This window comes from Mycobacterium sp. 1423905.2 (genome assembly GCF_001673155.1).
In the GTDB taxonomy this organism is placed as follows: Bacteria; Actinomycetota; Actinomycetes; order Mycobacteriales; family Mycobacteriaceae; genus Mycobacterium.
Map to the genome: position 1 here is coordinate 25,982 of NZ_LZLE01000213.1, position 6,045 is coordinate 32,026.

Annotated in this window: 9 protein-coding genes; 2 read left to right on the forward strand and 7 right to left on the reverse strand. The window is 65.1% G+C overall.

All coding sequences use genetic code 11. The features are described from left to right. Positions 1–104 precede the first annotated feature (104 nt). Positions 105–1,325: a cytochrome P450 gene (locus tag A9W95_RS12880; protein WP_067412988.1), complete on the reverse strand. Its 1,221-nt coding sequence runs from the start codon at positions 1,323–1,325 to the stop codon at positions 105–107. Positions 1,326–1,511: 186 nt separating this feature from the next. On the opposite strand from A9W95_RS12880, the gene A9W95_RS12885 reads away from it, so the two are divergent. Further along, positions 1,512–2,057, forward strand: coding sequence for a TetR/AcrR family transcriptional regulator (locus A9W95_RS12885; protein WP_067412957.1), 546 nt, complete (start codon positions 1,512–1,514; stop codon positions 2,055–2,057). A 20-nt stretch (positions 2,058–2,077) separates the two neighbouring features. Here A9W95_RS12885 and A9W95_RS12890 read toward each other — a convergent pair whose 3' ends face one another. Continuing rightward, a complete protein-coding gene (locus A9W95_RS12890) occupies positions 2,078–2,902 on the reverse strand; it encodes a hypothetical protein (RefSeq protein WP_067412960.1) in 825 nt (274 codons plus the stop codon). Next, positions 2,899–3,495, reverse strand: coding sequence for a TetR/AcrR family transcriptional regulator (locus tag A9W95_RS12895; protein ID WP_067412991.1), 597 nt, complete (start codon positions 3,493–3,495; stop codon positions 2,899–2,901). The genes A9W95_RS12890 and A9W95_RS12895 overlap by 4 nt, the downstream gene beginning before the upstream one ends. Before the next feature lie 107 nt (positions 3,496–3,602). Between A9W95_RS12895 and A9W95_RS12900 the strand changes: the two genes are divergently transcribed. Further along, the gene (locus A9W95_RS12900) at positions 3,603–4,139 is read left to right on the forward strand and encodes a hypothetical protein (RefSeq protein ID WP_067412963.1); all 537 of its coding nucleotides are present in this window, start codon (positions 3,603–3,605) and stop codon (positions 4,137–4,139) included. A gap of 13 nt (positions 4,140–4,152) precedes the next feature. Here A9W95_RS12900 and A9W95_RS12905 read toward each other — a convergent pair whose 3' ends face one another. From A9W95_RS12905 to A9W95_RS12920, 4 genes are all read right to left on the reverse strand, one after another. Next, positions 4,153–4,770, reverse strand: a complete 618-nt coding sequence (locus tag A9W95_RS12905) for a maleylpyruvate isomerase family mycothiol-dependent enzyme (RefSeq protein WP_067412965.1) — start codon at positions 4,768–4,770, stop codon at positions 4,153–4,155. Beyond that, entirely contained in the window at positions 4,770–5,246 is a 477-nt protein-coding gene (locus A9W95_RS12910; RefSeq protein ID WP_067412968.1) for an SRPBCC family protein, read from the reverse strand. Before A9W95_RS12910 ends, A9W95_RS12905 begins: the two co-directional genes overlap by 1 nt. After that, complete coding sequence (locus A9W95_RS27510; RefSeq protein WP_067412971.1) at positions 5,246–5,563, reverse strand: helix-turn-helix transcriptional regulator; 318 nt, start codon at positions 5,561–5,563, stop codon at positions 5,246–5,248. Before A9W95_RS27510 ends, A9W95_RS12910 begins: the two co-directional genes overlap by 1 nt. Positions 5,564–5,605: 42 nt before the next feature. After that, positions 5,606–6,045: hypothetical protein (locus A9W95_RS12920; protein ID WP_216638166.1), on the reverse strand; the 440-nt coding region annotated here is incomplete at its 5' end.

Genomic DNA, 6,045 nt, shown 5'->3' on the forward strand with positions numbered 1-6,045 from the left:
CCACCGGCCCTAGCCCAAGATCCCGCGCAACGCTTCGCCACCGCTACCGAATTCGCCATGGCGGTGTCGAAGTTCACTCCAGCGCACACACATCCACCCCGGCTCTAAACGCACGCCAATTCCAGGCGTTCCAGCCGGCGCACGAGCAGGCTCGGTAACCATCGCCCGACGTCGAGAGCGTCGACCTTCGAGGTGCGCTCGAGCAGTTGACCGATCACGACCTGCGCCTCCAATCGGGCGAGTGCGGCTCCGACGCAGAAGTGCGCGCCTTTGCCGAAGGTGATGTGCCCCTTGCCGCCGCGACGGTCCAGCCGAAACTGATCGGGATCGTCGAAGTGGGAAGGATCGCGATTGGCCGCTCCCCACAACAGCAACAGGCGCGAATCCGCTTCGAGGTCGACACCGCACAGTGTGGTGTCGCTGACGACGTGGCGGTAATGGCCCCGGAAGGGCGGTTCGAAGCGCAGTACTTCCTCAAGAAACGCACCGAGAAGCTCCGGTTGCCTGCGCAGCTGCTGCTGGATGTCAGGCCGGGAAGTCAAAAGGTAAGCGGCAGAACCGATCAATGACGCTGTGGATTCACCGCCCGCGCTGAACAGGATGATCATTATCGCTTGAGCGGTGAGCTCATCAATCTCCCCCGATGCGCACGCAGTCGCCAGGTCGCCGAGCAAGTTGTCCTGCGGGTCGGACGCCGCTTGCTGGAACTGCTCGGTGATGTAGGCGGCCAGTTCCATGACGGCGACGCCCGCAGCGTTGAGTTGATCTTGGCTGACCAGTCCCTCGACCACTTGGGTCGCCGCGTAACCCCACCGCACGAGCTTGCCGACGTCGCGGTCCGGGACGCCGATGATCCGCCCGACGATCATCATCGGCAGTCGGTTCGCCATGCCGCTCATCCATTCGATGCGTCCACGCTCTTCGTGGTCGTCCCATAGTTGAACGGCGGTTTCAGCGATGACTGGCTCGACCGCCCGGATCCGCTTGGCGGCCAGTTGGGCAAGAACGGCTTTGCGGTGCACGGCATGGGCGGGATCGTCGGCGGTGGCCAGGACATGGCTCTTGCCGCCCAACCCCTCCATCTCGAAAGCACCCACCGTGCCGCCGGGCTGATACGTCATGGTCGCGGTCAGGTTCGAGGAGAAATCACCCGGCCGTGCCACGGCGTCGCTGACCGCGTCCCAGCTGCACACCGCATAAAACCCCGAATCGCCAATCTGATGCACCTGCGCGGTGTCCAGCATCCGCCGGTACAGGGGATAGGGGTCTTGTATGTGCGCATCGTCGAACAATGCGATGCCAAGTTGACCGCTGCCACACGTCACGAGTCCACGCTGATCGGCGTCGCCGCCGCGCGTCAACCGGTTCGGTAGAAGTTGAAACGAGCACCGGAACCGTCGTGTGCCAGCCATGTCAGCGGACAACTGCCACCTGCGTCGATCCTGAGATCTGGTACTGCATTTGTCTCAATTCTGAGACAAGATGAATCATGGAATCGAGAGGAAGAATCGGTGGCAAGAGACGACTGGCTACTCGGCGGGGAGCGACGGTCGGCAGCCGCGGAACGTATCTACGAGGCTGCCACCGAACTCGTCGTGCGAGATGGCTTGGACGGCCTCGACATCGACGCATTGGCCGCACGGGTGCACTGTTCGCGGGCGACTATCTACCGTTACGCCGGAGGCAAAGCCCAGATCCGCGACGCCGTTCTCCTGCGCCTGGCGGCCCGTATCGTCGACTCGGTCCGACGAGCGGTGAAAGATCTCAGCGGCGCGGAGCGAGTGGTGCAGGCGATCACGGTCGCGCTGGAGCACATCCGATCGGACCCTATCCGCCGGATGATGATGGGGTTGAGCGCCGGTCGTGATCTGACCCTGCTTCCGTCGTCCCCGGTATTGGGTCGTCTCGCCGCAGATCTCACCGGCATAACGGAGGACGATCCGGAGGCGGCCGAATGGATCGTCCGCGTCGTCATGGCATTGGCCTTATGGCCAATCGGTGACAGCCGTAGTGAATACGAGATGGTGCGGCGCTTCGTCGCGCCGGCATTCACCTGAGCCAAAACGCGGCACAGCGATCAAGGGTGCGTGACCAAATACGTCTCGTTATCCAGGCCGGCAGTCAGTTCTTCGACGTCGAAAGGCCGGTCCAGGCGCGCGTGCAACGCCTTTGGGTCGACCAATAGACTGATCTCCGCGGTCTGCCGGGCAAACAACCTCCCGATGAGCGGATAGATCCGGCGCATGATCGCCCGCTCCGCCGACGTGCAACGCGATGCGCAGTAGCCCACATGGCCGATTTCGTCGGTGAGGATCTCGCTGTAAAGCAGTTCGATGCGCGCGGCGACCTCGGGTTCGTCGGCGAACAACTCGCTACCGGCCCGACGCAACTCGTCGAACAGGATGCAGCCGGCCATCTCAGCGGCTCCGACGAACAGAAAGCCCAGTCGTGCGGGCATGAAGACACCCGTCTTGACGAATTGGCGCAAAACGAACGGCGGCGGCACCACTTGGAAGGTCAGGTCGAACACGTCCAGCGCGTACGCCAAAAGCCTGGTGTGGTAGTGCTCTTCGAGTTCCAGGTACACGTTTTCCGGCGGCAGGTTCTCGTCGCTGTTGCGCCCGTAGGTCTCGCCCAATCCGACGCCGAACCGTTCGGCCTGGTTGAGCTTGGCGGTGGCCAACAGGAACAACATCTTCTTGTCCAGTCCGGCTTCGGGTTTGCGGCGGCGCAGGTTGCGCAGAAACGTCGCCCGGTCGGCCGGATGAGCGGAGTGAACCGGGTTGGCTTCCAGCTCGGAGAAGAACTGCTCGCGGTTGGCCAGCCGACGGTTGAGCAGATCGGCTGCACCGTCCCGCTTGACCAGGTAATCCCGGTAGCCCTCGATTCCCGTGCGGTTCATCGGATCTCCATTCCCTTGACAATCGTTGTCACATAACGACTTAACATCTCTGAGTCATGGGCCCCGGTGGCCAACAGCGCGAACAGTCCGGTGAGGAAGAAGACGGCGAGCTCATCGGCGTCGGCATCTGCCCGCACTTGCCCGGCGTCCCGCGCCTGGCTGATCACGCCGGCCAGAAATCCGACAAGCGGGTGCTGCGCCAGTTCGTCTTCAACCGGGCGTGTCGAGGAAAAATGCAAGCCGAGCATGTCGCGGAAAACGGTCGCATCGAGCCGCCGTTGGGCGTCGAGCACGTGCTGTACGACTCTGGACAGCACCGACGCCAGATCGCCCGTGGCGCTGCCGATTTCACTGATGATTCGGATTTCTTCGTCGCGTTCGACCTCGACAAGGACGTGTTCCTTGGTCGGGAAATGGAAGTAGAACGTTCCGCGCGCCACGCCTGCCGCAGCAGCAATGGCGCTGACGTCGGCAGCGCCAACGCCGCGCCGCGCGATTTCGGCCAGCGCGGCGTCGAACAATCGTGCCCGCGTCTCCAGTCGCCGTGCCTCGCGCACGCCGCCCGCGGGTGTTGCGACCGGTGCCGACTCCATGAACGCACGGTACGGCATGTCGCTGACGGTCGTCAATGACGACTGTCAGCGATTTCGCCCTGCAGACGCGGACTACCCTCGGGTAGGCGCACACGGAAAGGCACGCCATGCTTGCAGCATTCGGATTCGAATCCCTCGGCGTCGTCGTCGGGGACATGTTCTTCGTCGACCCCAGCCCGCTGACCGGCCAGGAGACTCCGGAACGGGGAGTCCGGCTGGAGCTTCGCCTGATCGACCGGGCCGCACCTCAGGGGTCGATTTACGCCGGCATCCCGATCACCTTCGCCCGTCCGGTGTGGCGGGTCGACCTGTTCGGATCCACCGAAAGCCCACCGGGAACGTTGGACCGGGCCCATCACCACCCCCGTTTCAACGGCTGGGAACCCGGGCCTCGGCACTTCGTCGCCGAACTGTCCGCCGACCCGGTCAACTGGCTGACCGAACAACTGGCCGACCCGGCTACCGTGCTGGCCCGGGCCGGCGTCAGCGCGGAAGAGGTCACCAAAGCCGACGAGGCCGGACTGGCCGCCGCTGCCCCCGACATCGTCGCCGCGGTCAAACGCATGCTTGACGGCGTGCGCGAGGGCGAACTGGCGCCGGCCCCCGCCGAGCCGGTCGCCGCGGCCCGCACCGGCTGGCTCTGATCTCTAGGAAGCGCTAGAGGCGCTGAGCCAATGTCGGCTGACCCGGCCCGGAGAGTTCGTCAAGCGCGGCCGGTCGGCCCGTCATCGCCATCATCAGCGCTTCTCCGGTGCCGTGGACTTCCGGGCCGTCGCCGTGGCGCCAGTCGAGGTCGGTCGCAACGAGCCGCAACCCTTTGATCCGTCTGCCCACACCAAGGCGCGGATTGCCCGGCAACAACGGCAGCACCCGTTCCAGACGCTCGGCCGGCACGGTCCGCTGACGGCCGAGCGCGCGCCGGATGTCCTGGTGATGGATGATCCCGTCGACCAGGCCGATCATCCCGCCGAAACCGGCGGTGAGTCCCCGCGGGCGAAGGTGCGCTCGCAGGAAACCAAGCAGTTCCTCTGGCGACAACGACGCGAACTCTCGCACACCAACCTCGTTGGCGCGCAGCACCCATCCCTTGGCGAACCGCTTGGCCAAGCCGAACGCGCCGAGCTCTTCGTAACTGACCACATGGGCCACAACGTCTTTCACCGTCCACCCCCGGCATAGGCTGGGGGCGTGCCACTCCTGTGGCGAGAGCGTGGCGAGGAAGGCCGCAAGGTCGGCGCGCTCGTCCTGCGCCAAGTCCAGCAACTCGGCGGTCATCACGACGCCTCCAGCACATCGACGTACCGGCGCAGATACAGCGGCCAACCGGCATCTCCGCCAACGCCTTTGGCTACGTATTCCCAATCGTCGCCGTGACGGCCGAGGTTTCGGTGTTCCAATTCGACGCGCGTGCTCACCGCAGACTCCGCGATGAAGCGCACCTCGACCTCGCTCGTCCGGGCCGGGTCGGGCTCTAGCTGCCAGGTGGGACCGATGTCCCAGGAGAACACCACGCGCGCCGGTGGCTCGTACTGCAGAACCCGCGCCCAGTCGCACCGGCTTCCGTCCTCGCCGAGGTCGTAGATGTGTCCTCCGACGTATGGCTCGAACACGGTTTTGGCAATCGGCACTGCCAGCAGGTTGTGCTCGCGCGGCTTGATCGCATCGAATCTGTCGACGAAGAGTTCGAACGCTCGCTCCACCGGCACATTGACGGTGACCGTCTTCCGTATTGGTTCCACATCGGCTGGCACTACCGTTCTCCCTCCTGGTCGGCGATCGCTTTGAATGCGCTCAAAGCGCTGTCCCAGAACACATCCAGCTCCGCGCGCAACGCCGCCAAGCCCTCGCGATCCACCTGGTAGAGCCGGCGCGTGCCGACCGGCCGATCTTGCACGAGCCCCGCGCATTTGAGCACTTTGAGGTGCTGGGACACCGCCGGGCGGCTCACCGGAAGCTCCTGGGCCAGTTGACCGACCGCCATCGGCCCGCCGGCGAGACGTCTGAAGATCGTTCGCCGCGTGCCGTCCGCGAGAGCGGCCCACGGGTCGGCCGCTTGGTAAGTAGTCACTAACCGTAAGCTTAGACTTACCGATGTCGTGGGTCTAGTGGTTCAGGCGTTTCGCGACGGCTCCACGCTGTGTGGCGGGGCAGCGGCCTGCGCGCCGATAGAAAACAGCGACGGCGACAACGGTTTGGTGGCGTACGTGCGTCCGCCCGACCACACCGTGAGCACGATGTGCGGCGGCCGGCCCTCGGCGCGCTGGACCCCGGCGGCGAACCGGTGGGCATCTTGCAGCTTGGTCAGGAAGATGGCGGTGCCGCCGGGCGGGATGTCGTAGGGAACCTCGTTGCCTTCGATCGGTTCGTCGACGGGCACCAGTGCGGTCTTGCCGGGATCGGCGCGCACCGCCCACCCGGCGACGTGTAACGGGACCCGGGCCGGGTTGACGACCTTGACGCCGACGATGAACTGGCCCGGCGGCACGTCTTCCGCGGTCGCCAACAGCGCCTCGGAGGTGTCGCTGCCCGCGTCGTTGGTCACCAAACCGT